General features: G+C 72.2%; 12 protein-coding genes and 1 pseudogene. 4 read left to right on the forward strand and 9 right to left on the reverse strand.

What is annotated here, in order from left to right; genetic code table 11:
* Positions 1–460: 460 nt before the first annotated feature.
* From AB0D45_RS00495 to AB0D45_RS00525, 7 genes and pseudogenes are all read right to left on the reverse strand, one after another.
* On the reverse strand, positions 461–2584 hold the full coding sequence (locus tag AB0D45_RS00495) for an MMPL family transporter (RefSeq protein WP_362454541.1): 2124 nt from the start codon (positions 2582–2584) through the stop codon (positions 461–463).
* A 188-nt stretch (positions 2585–2772) separates the two neighbouring features.
* Positions 2773–2982, reverse strand: a pseudogene (locus AB0D45_RS00500) (oxidoreductase); the annotation flags it as partial.
* A gap of 234 nt (positions 2983–3216) precedes the next feature.
* Positions 3217–3888, reverse strand: coding sequence for a LysE family translocator (locus AB0D45_RS00505; RefSeq protein WP_362454542.1), 672 nt, complete (start codon positions 3886–3888; stop codon positions 3217–3219).
* A 63-nt stretch (positions 3889–3951) separates the two neighbouring features.
* Complete coding sequence (locus tag AB0D45_RS00510) at positions 3952–4092, reverse strand: hypothetical protein (protein WP_362454544.1); 141 nt, start codon at positions 4090–4092, stop codon at positions 3952–3954.
* On the reverse strand, positions 4092–4394 hold the full coding sequence (locus AB0D45_RS00515; RefSeq protein ID WP_362454744.1) for an aminotransferase class III-fold pyridoxal phosphate-dependent enzyme: 303 nt from the start codon (positions 4392–4394) through the stop codon (positions 4092–4094). Before AB0D45_RS00515 ends, AB0D45_RS00510 begins: the two co-directional genes overlap by 1 nt.
* Positions 4395–5241: 847 nt before the next feature.
* A complete protein-coding gene (locus AB0D45_RS00520; RefSeq protein WP_362454546.1) occupies positions 5242–5970 on the reverse strand; it encodes a DUF6193 family natural product biosynthesis protein in 729 nt (242 codons plus the stop codon).
* Positions 5971–6160: 190 nt separating this feature from the next.
* Positions 6161–7663 (reverse strand): hypothetical protein, encoded by a 1503-nt coding sequence (locus tag AB0D45_RS00525; protein WP_362454548.1) that lies wholly within the window; start codon positions 7661–7663, stop codon positions 6161–6163.
* A 112-nt stretch (positions 7664–7775) separates the two neighbouring features.
* Here AB0D45_RS00525 and AB0D45_RS00530 point away from each other — a divergent pair, with 112 nt between their 5' ends.
* Together AB0D45_RS00530 and AB0D45_RS00535 are read left to right on the forward strand one after the other, a co-directional pair.
* Positions 7776–8969: a HAMP domain-containing sensor histidine kinase gene (locus AB0D45_RS00530; protein WP_362454550.1), complete on the forward strand. Its 1194-nt coding sequence runs from the start codon at positions 7776–7778 to the stop codon at positions 8967–8969.
* Positions 8966–9664, forward strand: coding sequence for a response regulator transcription factor (locus AB0D45_RS00535; protein ID WP_362454551.1), 699 nt, complete (start codon positions 8966–8968; stop codon positions 9662–9664). Before AB0D45_RS00530 ends, AB0D45_RS00535 begins: the two co-directional genes overlap by 4 nt.
* 568 nt (positions 9665–10232) lie before the next feature.
* On the opposite strand, the gene AB0D45_RS00540 is transcribed toward AB0D45_RS00535, so the two are convergent.
* Together AB0D45_RS00540 and AB0D45_RS00545 are read right to left on the reverse strand one after the other, a co-directional pair.
* Positions 10233–11375: a serine hydrolase domain-containing protein gene (locus AB0D45_RS00540; protein ID WP_362454745.1), complete on the reverse strand. Its 1143-nt coding sequence runs from the start codon at positions 11373–11375 to the stop codon at positions 10233–10235.
* A gap of 167 nt (positions 11376–11542) precedes the next feature.
* Positions 11543–12439 carry an alpha/beta hydrolase gene (locus tag AB0D45_RS00545; protein WP_362454553.1) on the reverse strand — a complete coding sequence of 299 codons (897 nt, stop codon included), beginning with the start codon at positions 12437–12439 and terminating at the stop codon, positions 11543–11545.
* Between the two features lie 107 nt (positions 12440–12546).
* On the opposite strand from AB0D45_RS00545, the gene AB0D45_RS00550 reads away from it, so the two are divergent.
* Both AB0D45_RS00550 and AB0D45_RS00555 read left to right on the forward strand, forming a co-directional pair.
* Positions 12547–13581: a helix-turn-helix domain-containing protein gene (locus AB0D45_RS00550; protein ID WP_362454554.1), complete on the forward strand. Its 1035-nt coding sequence runs from the start codon at positions 12547–12549 to the stop codon at positions 13579–13581.
* 154 nt (positions 13582–13735) lie between these two features.
* Positions 13736–13990 (forward strand): DUF6332 family protein, encoded by a 255-nt coding sequence (locus AB0D45_RS00555; RefSeq protein ID WP_362454556.1) that lies wholly within the window; start codon positions 13736–13738, stop codon positions 13988–13990.
* Positions 13991–14124: the final 134 nt, after the last annotated feature.

A 14124-nucleotide genomic window follows, 5' to 3' on the forward strand; every position in this document is an offset into this window, starting at 1 on the left:
TCGGGTGATCGGTTCCAGCGGGTGACGTTTCTGCACTCGCGGACGTGCCTGGACGCTTGCCCTAAGGGTGAACAGCCTCGCCCCGGCCACCTTCCGGCGCACCGGGTGGGTCACCCATACGACTCAACTCCACGCGTCTGACCACCCGTTACGGCACGTCGACCGGTCTGGTGAGACACCGCAGCGTCCTCGCCGGTCGGGCAGCGATCACGTCCGCACCCCGGGTACGGTCGTTCCTCCCCGCCCCACAGCGAGGCCGGACCGTGCAGTGGAGATCGGCGAGATCATGCACTTTCACGTCTTCAGGCGGGGTCGGTAACGGGCTGGAGAGGGGCCGGGCCCATGGCCGCAGCCCAGCCCCGCGAGATCCCCTCTCAGAATCGAACAGCAATTTCACAGCCGCCGGTTGGCCCCTGCAGATGTGCGCGCGGGCGTCCTCCCGCTGCCCGACGGGGCGTGGCTACGGCGTGCTGGGCGCCCGGTTCTTCGGCAGCAGGTCGGGATGCGGTCCTCGGGCCAGGGAGCTGGGCCACCAGCTGCGCGGGCCGATGTCGATCACCAGGGCCGGGACCAGCAGGGAACGGACGACGAGCGTGTCGAGCAGGACGCCGAAGGCCACGATGAACGCGATCTGGACGAGGAAGGCGAGCGGGATCACCATGAGGGCCGCGAAGGTGGCCGCGAGCACCACTCCGGCGGAGGTGATGACGCCTCCGGTCGTGGTCAGGCCCCGGAGCACCCCTTGGCGCACCCCGTGGACGAACGATTCCTCGCGGACCCGGGACATCAGGAAGATGTTGTAGTCGACGCCGAGCGCCACGAGGAAGACGAAGCCGTAGAGGGGAACGGAGGAGTCGGTGCCGCTGAACCCGAGCAGGTACTCGAACACGAGCGCGGAGACACCGAGTGTGGCCAGGAAGTTCAGTGCCACGGTGGCGACGAGGAGGAGCGGAAGGAGGAAGGAGCGCAGCAGCAGGAAGAGGATGACCAGGATGATGCCGAGGACGACGGGGACGATGACCGTGCGGTCGCGGGCTGCGGTCCGCTGGGTGTCGTACTGCTGGGCCGTGTAGCCGCCGACGATGGCGTTGGCGTCGGGGACGGCGTGGAGGCGGGTGCGCAGGGCGGCGACCGTTTGCTTCGCGTCGTCGCTGTCGGCGGCGGCCTCGAGGGTGGCGTCCATGCGGATGCGGCCGTCAACCACCAGCGGCTCGCCATCACCGGGTCGGCCACCCGCTGTCACGGGTGCGACCGAGGCGACGCCGTCCGTCGCACGGGCGGCTGCCTGCACGTCGGAGGCCTTTGCGGCGTCCGTGATGATCACCGTGGGCTGGCCCGATCCGCCGGGGAAGTGCCGGCTGAGGGCCGTCTGTGCGGCGACGGAGGGCGCGTCCTTGACGAAGATCTCGTCCAGGGGAACACCGTGGGAGGACAGGCCCGTTACGCATGCGGCCAGAGCGAGCATGAGGACGGTGGCGGACACCCAGACGCGGCGTGGAGCCCGGCCGACGAGGGCCGCCACCCGGTTCCACACGCGGTGTCCCTCCCCGGTGGCGTCGCCGGCTTTCGGAGTGGCGGGCCAGAACGCGGTCCGGCCCAGGAGGGCCAGTACGGCGGGCAGGAACGTCAGGGTGGTCAGGACGGAGCAGACGATACCGATGGCACCGACCGGGCCCAGTGCCCGGTTGTTGGTCAGGTCGCTCGCGAGCAGGGCGAGCAGGCCGAGGGCCACGGTGGCGGCGCTGGCGGTGATCGCCCCCGCCGAACGGCGGACCGCAGCGAGAACAGCGGCCGTGCGGTCCCCCCGAGCGGCGAGTTCCTCCCGGAACCGTGCCGCGAGCAGCAACGCGTAGTCGGTCGCCGCGCCGATGACCAGGATGGACAGGATTCCTTGCACCTGGCCGTCGACCCGCACGATGCCGTGGTCGGCGAGGGCGTAGACGGCGGCGCACGCCAGCCCGAGGGCGAAGACGGCGCTGATGATGATCACCAGGGGCAGCAGCAGGCTGCGGTAGACCAGCAGCAGGATCAGGAGCACCGCGCCGAGCGCCACGCCCAGAAGGAGACCGTCGATGCCGGAGAAGGCGTCGGCGAGATCGGCCTGGGTGGCCGCGGGTCCCGCGATCTGCGCGCTGAGACCCGGTACGGATTCCGCCGCGGCACGCACCTCGTCCAGGACCGCCGGCAGTTCGTCGCCCAGATCAGGTGCGAGGGGGGCTACGGCCTGGAGCGCGAGCCGGTCGTCGGAGGGCAGGGCGGGCGAGGGCGGTCCGGAGATCCCCGGCTTCCCGGCCAGCACGGCGAGCGAGGCGGTCGCCTCCTGCTGCTGGACGCCGGTGACGGGAGCGCCGTCCTCGGCCTGCCAGACGATGATCGCCGGCACCGACTCGGACCGTTCGAACGCCTTCCGCGCCTCCAGGACGCGGGTGGACTCGGCACTCTGCGGCAGGAAGGCCGCCTGGTCGTTCGTGGCGACCTGACCGAGCTTCCCCGCGTAGGGGCCGAGGGTTCCGCCGATTCCCAGCCAGAGCACCAGCAGCAGTGCGGGCACCAGCCATCGGCTCCACCTCGACAAGCTCTTCATCGACAGGGCTCTCCTCTACTCAACCGTGAAGTGTCTCGATGATCGACAGATCAAAAGTCCTATCTCCCTCCGGTACTTCCGTGCGACGACTAGATCGGATGCAGTCCTTCGCCGTACTTCTGGGCGGTGTGGACGCTGGGTTCGACCGACCGGACCCTGCTTCCGCGGCCAAGCCGGTACGGCGGTGGTCAGCCGGGGATCGGGGTGGCTCGGGTCGCGGTGAGCGAGAGGTCCCAGAGCCGTGCGGCCGGGTCGGGGGCGATCGCGTACGGGCGTACGCCGCCGTCGTCCATCGGCGCGTCACGGTCCACGACGCGTGCGACGTCGCAGCCTTCGAGGTAGAGGCCGCCGCGGTCGTCGAGGAGTGGGGAGGTGGTCGCCCCCAGACCGGTGGCGGCCGGTGGCGGCCCCTTGGGACGGCGACCGTTCTGCCACCGCATCGTGGAAGCCGGGCAGGGTGATCCGGCCCGACTCGTCGCTCAGCAGGCTCACCACCCTGCACAGCTCGAAAGCCAGGTGGGAGGCAGCGCCGGACACGGCCCCGTGCAGGACTCCCCCGCGTGCACGTTGCCCCTCCCCCAGCGCCGGGGGTGCATGCCAGCCGGCCTGTCGGATCCGGAGCGGCCCCGGCGTCATGCCGTGGCGGCCACGCCGATGCCGATGGTGATGAAGAGCCAGCCGGTGGTGAGTTCCCAGCGGTGCCGGAAGGTGGGGCGGGCGAGGAGGGTGCGCAGGCGGGTGGCGAGGGCGACCAGGGCGAACCAGTAGACGATGCCGATGACGACGTCCAGGGTGCCGAGGAAGAAGATCTGGCGGGTCATGGATCCGTCGCCGTGGACGAACTGCGGCAGGATGCTGAGGAAGAACAGGGCCGCTTTGGGGTTGAGGACGTTGGTCAGGAAGCCCTGGCTGAAGCCGGACCGCCACCGGCTCCGGGTCGGGTCGGTCGGGGGCGGTTCCTTCGCGGGCAGGCCGTCGGAGCCGGTGGCGGTCCGCTGCCCGGCGGCCCGCTCGCGCGCGGTCCGCCGAGCGGCCAGCACGGCCCGGACTCCCAGGTAGACGAGGTAGGCGGCGCCGAGCAGCTTGATCGCTTCGTAGACGACTGGGGAGCGGGTGGCGATCAGCGAGAGCCCGGTGGCGGCGGCCAGCATGTGCACGCACAGCCCGGTCTGGGCACCGAGCGCGGCGGCCCGGCCCTTCGACGGGTGTTCGGCCGCCGACCGGAGCACCACGAGAAAGTCGGGCCCGGGTACGAGGTACGCCAGCAGCACCACGCCGAGGAACCCCACGAGGTCGACCGACATTCGTTCTCCGTTCGTCAGTCCCGTGGCCGTGCCGCCGGGGTGGTCCGTCCGACTGTCGGGCGGTCAGGCCACGAGGGGTTCGACGCCCGCCACCGAAGCGACGGCGTCTTCGAGTGGGGCCAGGCCCTGTTCGAGTTGTGCGTACGCCACCGTCAGGGGTGGCAGGATCTGCGCCACCTCGTCGTGCGGTCCGGCCGTCTCCATCAGCAGGCCGCCGCACGGTTGAAGGGCAGGCCCCAGGCCAGGCCGCGCCCGCGCGGGGCGGGCAGCCCGTGGAAGGTGCCGTTGTGCTCGCCGGGCTTCCACACGTCGTAATCGGGCCGTATCAGGGTCAGGGCCATGGGCATCCCGTACCCGCTGTGGACTTTGGCAGGCAGGCGATGTCGGGAACGATCCCGGCCCGGTTCGAAGGAGATGAACGGGCCCGTGTGCCCGTAGCCCGTCTGTATGTCGTCGACCACCAGCAGGGTGCCGTGCTCCCGCGTCCAGGAGGCGAGCGTGCGCAGCCAGGCCGGGCGGGGGTGTTGATGCCGCCCTCGCCCTGGGCGGTCTCCACGACGACGGTTGCGAGGGGACCCTCGGCGGCGGTGTCCAGGGACCGGGTGAGGCGGGCCGAGGCCTGCTCGTCGTCATCTGCGGGTCGTCGAACTGCCCGGGGAACTGGACGCCGTAATCAGCGGGCGGTGTGGCGGGCGCGGTCCTTCTCGGCGCCGCCGAGGCGGGCCGCTTCCGAAAGGGGTACGCGGCGTGCGCCGGCGGCAGGGACCGCGGGCCGGTCCGTGGGGGGGAGGCAGTGTCGAGGGCAGCGAGCACCGCGTTGTGGTCGGTCTTTCCGTTGGGGTGGAGGGGCAGGTGCGCGAGGCGCAGCAGCGTGCGCGGGACCATGTAGGCGGGGAGCTCCTCGCGCAGGGCTTCCTGGAGCGGCGGTGAGTTCGCCGGTGTAGACCGCCCGCAGGGCGGGAGCGCCTGTTTGAGGGTGAGCGGCTCACCCGCGAAGGCCGCGTAGCGCGGGGTCGGCATCGACGCGGGCGCCAGGCGCCGCATGCGGGCGGCGAGCGAGACCACCGACGGTACGGAGAACGAGGCCGGCGCGTGCGGCCCTACCGGAAGGTGATCCTCTCCTACGAGCGGTCCTGGGTCCTGTGCACGGGCTCCGACTTGTGGGCCCCCCAAGGCCACCGGCCCGGCCCCGCTCGTCGGGGGGCCCTCCTCAACGACTCGGAGATCGATGCCGTACGACTGTCCTGGGCGCCCTGACCGACCGCCGCCTGCCCGCTTCTAACGGCAGCCACATGGCCGGGAGATGGGTAAGCGCCAATGACGGGTATGGGCTTCGGCCTCCCCCGCCTGGCGTCACTCCCTGCCTTTGGCCGTGCCCATGACGGCCGGACCCAGTCCGCCGGGGAGGTGGGTCACCGCCTGGGCGACAGCCTCTTCGGCGGTGGCGGCCTCGCTGATGACGCCGGCGTGAGGGTGCTTCAGGACGCGGTACGGACTGCCGCCATGTGACGGGGCGATGGCAACCTCACTCTGGAACGGGAATCCGGTGCAGGAGCTGAAGCCGAGCGTCCAGTGGCTGGAGAACACATAGAGCTCTCGCAGCCGCCGTTCGGCGTGAGCCGCTTCCACGAGTGCGCCGAACTCAGGGAAATCCGGAGCCTCGGCTGCCTCATTCCGTATCAAACGCCACTGCAGCTCCACGACCGCGGCCGGCCCGCGCTCGTGCGCCTCGGCGCGCTCGCTGGAGTGCAGAAACGGCAGCTCCGCCCGCAGCTCCCGCAGGCTCCCGCCCTGCCCCCACGCCACGCCTGCCCTGACGACATCCGCAAGATCGGGCGTGGATCCGGTGATGAGTTCGACCCCCTGGCTCCAACCGGAGACACCGAACCAACGGCTCTCGGCCCCGATGTGAACGGACAGCGGCTTGCGCTCGGGGACCGACGCAGCGATGCCCGCCGAAACGAGTGCCCCCCAGTCGCCGGGCACCACCGCGAGATCGACACCAAGGTCGGCCGCCAGTCGTTCCAGCGCGGCGGCAAGGCTGCCTGCAGCGACCAGCTCGGGATAAAGCTCAGAGTTCACCTCCGAAGTCTGCCATTGCCCTGACGGCTGGCGCTCGAAGGGCGTGACCGGTGGTCAGTGGATGCAGGCCCGGGAGAGCCGCGTGGTCCTGTTGTTGTCGGACGGGTCCTTCCCGTCTTCACCGCAGCCCGCGCCGAACCCGGCTTCCGAGGAGGCCGCCGACCTGGGGGTCGGGCAGGGCGCAGGCGGTTCAGCCGGCCCGGCCGCGCCCGGAGCTCCTGCACCGCGCGGCGAACCACAGCAGCAGCGCCGCGTACGCGCACAGCACGCCGAGCCCGGCCCACCACGGCAGCGGGAAGTACCCGGCGGAGGGCGCGTAGTGGGCCAGGACCTGCGGGTGCTCGACGAGGGTCTGCCGGGTAGCGAAGCCCGCGGCCGGGGTGAGGCGCAGTAGCCACTGCGCCGGGCCGTCGGCGATCAGCGGGAAGGAGGTCACGGTGTACGGGACCCCGACCGCAAGGAGTGCGAGGGGAACCGCGAACCGGGCGCGCCGCAGCAGGGTGCCGAGGGCGAACGCGAGGACCGCGGAGAGGGCTAGGGCGGCGGCCGTGCCGAGGACGACGCGCGCTCCGGTGGGCGTGGACACGGGGAGCACGGTGATCCCGTTCCCCTTGAGGACCGACACGCCCGCCGGGAGCACGATCGCGACGGCGAGGAGCCCGGTGGCGAAGGTGGCGGCCGCGACGACGGCCGCCCGGGCCGCGAGCACCCGGCGGGTGGGCGGCCCGCCGGGGTTCCCGGAGGTGGCGAAGCGCACCGCGACCACGAGGACGACGAGGAGGGCGAGCGGCAGGCCGCCCAGGGTGCTCTCCACCGGGCGGGCGCCGTCCTCGGCGCCGACCGGGCCGATGTCGCCGATGCCGGTGACGGTGATCGTGCCGTCCTTCTCCACTGCCCCGGACGGCTGGTGGTACTTCTCCCAGTCGGTGCGGTTCATGTCGCCGAGGGTGTCCGTGGTCCAGCCACCTTCGGTGACCGCGCCCGTCAGGGCGACCTTGTCGAAGACCGCGGAGGCCTGCGTGAAGCGCACGTGTTCGCGTACGCCGCCGCCGAAGCCGGTGGGCTGCAGCGTCAGGTCGCCGGGTGAGGCCGCGAACAACCCGATCCGCGCGGTCTGGTGCAGTCCGGGCAGCCGCGCAGTGCCGACCTTCGTCCAGCGCTCGCCGTCGGGGGACTCGTAGCCGGTGACGGTGTCACCCGACCGCGTCAGCCGCAGCCAGCGCGGCGACTGGGCCGAGACCCCGCCGGCGCGGCCCGCGATGTCGTGGTGGTAGTCGTACTGCATGCGCACCCCGTGGGCGCCGGTGAGCATCAGCCCCGCGTACGAGGATCCCGGGCGAACCCCGTCCTTGATGATGATCCCGGCCTTCGCCCACGGCACCAGGCCGGGGAGGATCTGGTCGTGGTTCGGTGGCGGGTAGGTGATGGTGCCGGTCATGGACGTCATCCGGACCGTGATGGTGCCGTGCTCGCCCAGCTCGCGGTGGGCGAAGGCGAACTGGTCGTTGACGAGGGAGCCGTCGGGTCCGGTCGGGTCGACGGGGCACGGGCCGTCGCAGGACGCGTGGTTGCCGAAGGCGTGGAGGAAGCCGAGGGCGATGACGGCCAGGGCGGCCGCGGCCATCGCGATCAGCCGGCCCGGACGCCGGAACCGGGTCCACTCCCGCCGGAGCGGTTCGTTGGTCGTGGTCATGGGGCGGTTCTACGGTCCGGTCCCTCACACGGTCCGAACCGTCCCCGTTACGCCGCTGTTAGGTGCGGCGGGGCATCCTGGGCCCGGCCGGACGCGGAGGGGGACGGGGACCATGGACATGCTGCGGGGCGGGACGGTCCGCCGACGGTTCACGCTGCTCTACGCGGCCGGCTTCCTCGGGTCGGGGACCGTACTGCTCGCCCTCAGCCACCTGATGTCCGGCACCCGGGTGACCGGCATCGCCCCCGGACAGCTCCCGGACGGCGGGTCAGGCGGGTCGGGCGGGTCCGCCGTCGCCGTCGAGCAGCAGGTCCAGGACCTCCAGCGGCAACTCGCCGAGATCCAGGGGCAGCAGGGCCACCGGCTGCTGGTCGGCTCGCTGTTCGCGCTGCTGGTGATGGCGGGGCTCTCGCTCCTGCTCGGCCGGGTCCTCGCCGGGCAGGTGCTGCGTCCGCTGCGGATGATCACCGTGGCGACCCGGCGGATCTCCGCGGCCAACCTCCACGAGCGGCTCGCCGTCGCCGGGCCCGCCGACGAGGTCAAGGAGCTCGCCGACACCGTCGACTCCCTGTTGGAACGCCTGGAGGCCTCGTTCGCCGCGCAGCGCCGCTTCGTCGGCAACGCCTCCCACGAACTGCGTACGCCGCTGGCGACGATGAGGGCGTCGCTGGACGTGGCCGTCGCCAAACCGGAACCCGCGGCACAGACCGTCGTCCTCGCCGGGCGGCTGCGGACCGAGCTCGACCGGCTGGACCGCCTGCTGGACGGCTTCCTCGTCCTCGCCCGCGCGCAGCACGGCACCCTCGCCGAGCGGACCCCGGTGCCGCTGGGCGGCCTGGTGGCGGAGGCGCTGACCGCGCGGGCCGCCGACATCGCCGCGAAGGGGCTGACCGTCGAGGGGGTGGACGGGGCGGGTCCGCCGCCGTGGACGCGGGGCAGTGCCGCGCTGCTGTCTCGGCTGGTGGAGAACGTCGTCGACAACGCGGTCGTGCACAACCAGGAGGGCGGCTGGATCCGGATCTCGGCGGGGCAGGACGACGGCCGGGTACGCCTGGTCGTGGAGAGCGGAGGCCGCGTCCTGGACCAGGGGCAGGTGGACCGGTTGGCGCAGCCGTTCGAGCGGCTCAGCGCCGACCGGACCGGGTCGGAGGACGGCTCCGGGCTGGGGCTGTCCGTCGTCGCGGCGATCGTCGGGGCGCACGGCGGCCGCCTCGCCCTGCGGGCCCTTCCGGAAGGCGGTTTGGGCGTCACCGTGCTACTGCCGGCGGCCGCCGGGCCGGACGGGGACGCGGGGGTGGCGGTGTGAGGGTGCTGGTCGTGGAGGACTCGCGGTCGCTGGCCGAGGTCGTCGCTGAGGGGCTACGGGACCAGGGGATGGCCGTCGACGTGGCGCACGACGGCCTGGCCGCCGCAGCCAGGATCGACGTGTACGCGTACGACGTCGTGGTCCTGGACCGCGATCTCCCCGGCATCCACGGTGACGTGCTGTGCCAGATGATCACCGAGCGGGACGGGCGGGACGGGCGGGCGATGGTGCTGATGCTGACCGCCGCCGGCGAGCCCGGCGACCGGGTCAGCGGTCTCACCCTCGGGGCCGACGACTACCTCGCGAAGCCCTTCCACTTCCCCGAGCTCGTCCTGCGCATCCGGTCCTTGGCCCGGCGCAGGCCGGCCGCCCGGGGCCGCACGCTGCGGGCGGCCGGCCTCGAACTCGACCCGGTTCGGCGGACCGTGCTGCGCGAGGGCCGTCCGCTGGAGCTGTCGGTGAAGGAGTTCGCGGTCCTGGAGGCGCTGCTGCGCGCCAGCCCCGGCTTCCTGAGCGCGGAGCAGCTGCTGGAGCAGGTGTGGGACGAGAACGCCGATCCCTTCACCAACACGGTCACCGTCACCATCGGCCGGCTGCGCCGCAAGCTGGGCGCTCCCCCGGTGATCACGACGACGGCCGGGGTCGGTTACCGCGTCGCCGAGGCCGCCGGACCGGGCCGGCCGGCCGGCTTGTAGGCGCCCCTCGCGGACTTGCCGGACTTGTAGGGGGCGAAGTCCGCGTTGTCCCTACAGCCGAGCTACTGCGAGGCAGCGCCGTGCTTCGCTTTGTGGTCGCCTGGCAGGGTGAGCACCGTCTCCTGGTGGTTGCCGGTCGGCTGTGTGCCAAGCCCTGTCCGCCGCCTTGGACGAGCAGGTCGAGAGTGGGGCCCGCCTCTGACCGTGACCGACCCTGCACCACCTCCCGTGCCGATCACGTTGCTGCGGCCGTCGTACGGCTCGCTCCCGTACCACTCCGTAAGGTGCCTTACGGACCTTCGCAGCGCCGCGCGGAGGCCAAAGGCCGGAACTCGGCGGGGCCAGGACCCCACTGCCGCCGTCAACAGGACTCCCGGATGCCCGACTTGGTCGAAGCCGGTGGCCGCCTGCGGGTCTTCGTCAGCAGCTGGGTTGTGACGGGGACGGCCCGGCCGCCGGGCCGTCCCCGTCCTCCAGGAGGGTCAGGCGGCGCCCTGGTGCCGGTCACCCGGGACCGGCGGGTGCGCTCAGCCTTCCGGGGCCGGTTCCTTCAATGCGCCCCGGCCGGCTACGGCCGGGCGGCCTGGCCGTCGCCGCACATCGCCTGCCCGAACAGCGTCTGCAGCGCTTCGTCGATGGGGTGGTGCTGGGCGTTCCCCGCGGGGTCCGGTTTGGCCCACCTCTGGAGGTTGACCGCGACGGACATCTGGCGCTTGCCGTCGGCCCGGGTCATGGAGATCGTTCCGGCTCCCCATACCGTGCCGTCGTGGCCCCAGAAGGTGCCGCAGCCCTCGATGTCGAGCTTGTGCAGGCCGAGGCCGTACTGGATCGTCGATCCGTCCAGGGCGATGACCGGGACGGTGCGCTGCATCTGCTCCAGCGACGACCGGTTGACGATCCTGCCGCCGAGCAGCTTGGCGTAGAAGACGTTGAGATCGTCCATGGTCGACACCAGGGCGGCCCCTGTCCCGGTCCAGGACATGTTGTAGACGCTGTAGTCGCGCGGCGGATCGAGCAGGCCGTACGCGGCCTCGTACATCCGTGAGTGCGGTCCCTTGATGCGCGTCCCGGTCGGAAACGCGGTGTGCCGCAGGCCGGCGCGCTCGATGACGTTCCGGGTGATGTACTCCTCGGCCGGGGTACCGGTCACCTGCTCCAAGAGCTGTCCGAGGAGCAGGTAGTTGGTGTTGGAGTACACCCCTACGGGACCTCCGGGCTCGCCCGCGGGAGGCGCGTTGAGCCCCAGCGCGATCAGCTCGGCCGGGCGGAACTGCCTGAAGCGGTTGTCGTCGAGGCTCTCGGGCGAGGGTGTCTGCAGGGACGGGAACGCGTAGCGGATGTAATCGGGGATGCCGCTGGTGTTGTTGAGCAGCATGCGCACCGTGATCTTCCTGCCGCGCTCTCCCGGCACCAGCTGCGGGAGGTAGTCGCCGATCGGCGCATCGAGCCGGATCCTGCCCTGCTCGACCTGCTGCATGACCGCGGCGGCGGTGAAGGTCTTGGTGATGCTGCCGACGCGCTGCCGCATGTCGGGCGTGACGGGGCGGCGGGTCGTGAGATCGGCGACCCCGGATGCCCCGCGCCATGTCCGGCCGCCGTCGCGCACCTCGGCGTACACCCCCGGGATCCCGGCGCGGTGGACACCGTCCAGGGAGGTCTGCAGCTCCGCGGGCCGGAACGGGGCCGACGGGTTCGTGCTGTCGGCCGCCACCGCGTTCGTCCCGTCGGGCGGGGGAGCCGCCGCCACCGTGCCCGCGCAGACGCCGAGCGCGGCCACACTTCCACAAACCGCCAGTCGGATCTTCAAGACAGCCGTCCTTTCGTGATCATTGAGTACGGGCGACGGGGACGCTCCCCGTGCCTTGGGACGCGCCCGGCTCACTCGGCCAGAGCGCGGCGCAGAGCGGCGCCGAGTTCGGCGTTCTGGCGCTGCGAGACGTCGGCGAACAGGAGGGCCTGCGATCCGTGGAAGGTGCCGGCCCACTGGTGGAGCTCGACCGGCACGCCCGCTTGCATCAGGCGCAGCGCGTAGGCGATGCCCTCGTCGCGGTTCGGGCAGAACTCCGCTGTGGCGATGTAGGCGGGTGGCAACCCGGACAGGTCGACGGCCCGCGCGGGGGCGGCGTACGGCGTGGCGGGCTGGGAGCCCAGGTAGTGCCGCCACGCCGCGGCGAGCTTGTCGCGGTCGAACCAGGGCGTGTCGGTGAAGTTCCGCGCCGACCACGTCTCCTGCCGGTCGTCCAGCCCCGGCTGGTTGAGCAGTTGGAAGCGGATCGCCGGTCCCTGCTCGTCACGCGCCCGCAACGCCACCGCGGCGGCGATGTTCGCGCCGGCGCTGTGACCGCCGACCGCGATCCGTGATGGGTCGATGCCGAGTTCGTCCGCGTGCTCGGCCGTCCAGGCCAGTACCGCGTAGGTGTCGTCGAAGGCGGCCGGGAACGGGTGCTCGGGCGCCAGGCGGTAGCCCACCGAGATCACCACCGCCCCGGAAAGGGAGGCGACCCGGGCGGCCCACGGGTGCTCGGTGTCCAGGTCACCGAAGACTCCGCCGCCGCCGTGCAACCAGACGATGGCGCCCTGCGCCCGGTGCGGGCGGTAGACCCGGACCGGCACGTCCGTACCGGCGGGCACCGTACGGTCCTCGACCTCCATGTCCGAGGTGTCCGGGGCGGGAGTGGCAGCCGCACGCTCGGCGAATTCCTTCCGCGCGGTGACCGGGTCGTTCATGTCGAGCTGCGGGAGGAACGGGATGAATGCTTCGAGTTCGGGATCCATGACGACCATCCTCCCGGCCGTCACCCGGGGACTCATCCGCCATCCGTCGCGCATCCCCTCCCCGTCGCGCGCCGATCGGCGCACCCCCGTCCCCCTATCCTTCTGCCATGGAGGCACTGGCCGTTCGGCTGTCGGGACTGGATCCGTACGTCGACGGGGCGATACGCATCGTCGCGTTCTACGACACGCTCATGCGCCGGCGGGTGGATCTCCCCGCGCTCGCCCGGGCATCGGCGGGCCTGGCCGAATGCGTGGCCGGATTGCGGCTCCACGGCACGGGACGGACCACCCGCGTCTCGCCCGACGGCAGGCAGGCGTCCGCCCCGTCGGCACCCGCGTCCACCACGGCGCCGATCACACTCGACGAGGAGGAGATCGGCAGCGTGTGGCTGGAGCGCCCCGGCCCGCCCAATCCGCTCGACGAAGTGCTCCTCGACAGGCTCGCCATCGCCGCGGCGGCCGTCGCCGAGCGGTACGGCCCGGCCCGCACGACCATGGCCGACCCCGCCCTCGTCGAACTGGCGATCAGCTCGGACGGCGACGAGGCGGCCAGAGCCCGGGCCCTGCGGCTCCTGGGCTTCGCCGCCGAACTGCCCCTCCACGTCGTCGCCGTACGCTCACAGCTCCCGCTCGACCGGATCGGCGGCATGATCTGCCCGGACCGCCCGGTGAAGGCGGCGCCGCTCGCCGACGTCGGCGTCATCCTGGCCGCCACCGCCGACCCGGCCCGGTTCCCGGCAGGCGTACGCGCCGGCATCGGCACCGCCGACAGCCCCGACCGTTCTTGGCGCGAGGCACGCACCGCCCTGCGTTTCACGACCCCGCGCGAACCCGTCGTCCGCCACGCCGACCTGGGCGCGCTGGCGCTCCTGGCCGAGGTGCCCCAGGACACCGCGCGGGAGAACGCCGACGTGGCCGCGATCGCACGCATCGCCGGCAACCCGGAGGATCTGGAGACGCTGGACACGTACTGCGCCACCGGCTCCCTCCGCAGGGCCGCCGACCTCCTGCACCTGCACCACAGCAGTGTCGCCCGCCGCCTCGAACAGATCGAGAAGACCCTGGACATCGAACTCACGGCCCCGGCGGGGCTGACCCGGGCGAGGATCGCGCTCACCGCATGGCGGCTCCTGGACGGCTGAGGAGGCTACGGACGCGGCCGGGCACTGCGGATCTCGTCCGGCACATGGCCGTCGGCCCCGATTCGTGGACTCCGATGCTGGGGCGTCGCACGTTCCTCGCGGGGGTTGGTTCAGATGAGGGTCCGCGGTCTGAGCGTCATGTGAAACTTGCAGCATGGGCCAGGGGCGAGAGTCGCGGTGGGAGAAGGACGCGATGACGGTCGAGATCGTGTTCGCCCTGGTGACGGCTGCTGTCTTGGCGGCGGCCGTGTTCGGCGTGCTGTTGGTACCGGCACTGGTCGTCGGTGTCTCCGAGCCTGCGGGGAAAGCCCTGCTCGTGGTGGGGACCGTGCTGGCTGTCGTTGCCGCGGTGTGGCGTGTGGTGCGGGTGCTGCTCCGGTTCGATGCCCGCCGGCGGCAGGGGCGTTGAGGCAGGGGCCGCGTCGTGGTGCACGCTCCGCCGGCTCTTCGTGCGGTCGGCCATTCGGGCCCGTTCGATGGTGGGCTGTGGCGGGTGTGCAGCCTCGGCCTTGGGACCGGTAGGCCCACATGCCGAGGTATCGC

Origin of the sequence: Streptomyces sp. NPDC048352, from assembly GCF_040651895.1 — a bacterium.
In the GTDB taxonomy this organism is placed as follows: domain Bacteria; phylum Actinomycetota; class Actinomycetes; order Streptomycetales; family Streptomycetaceae; genus Streptomyces.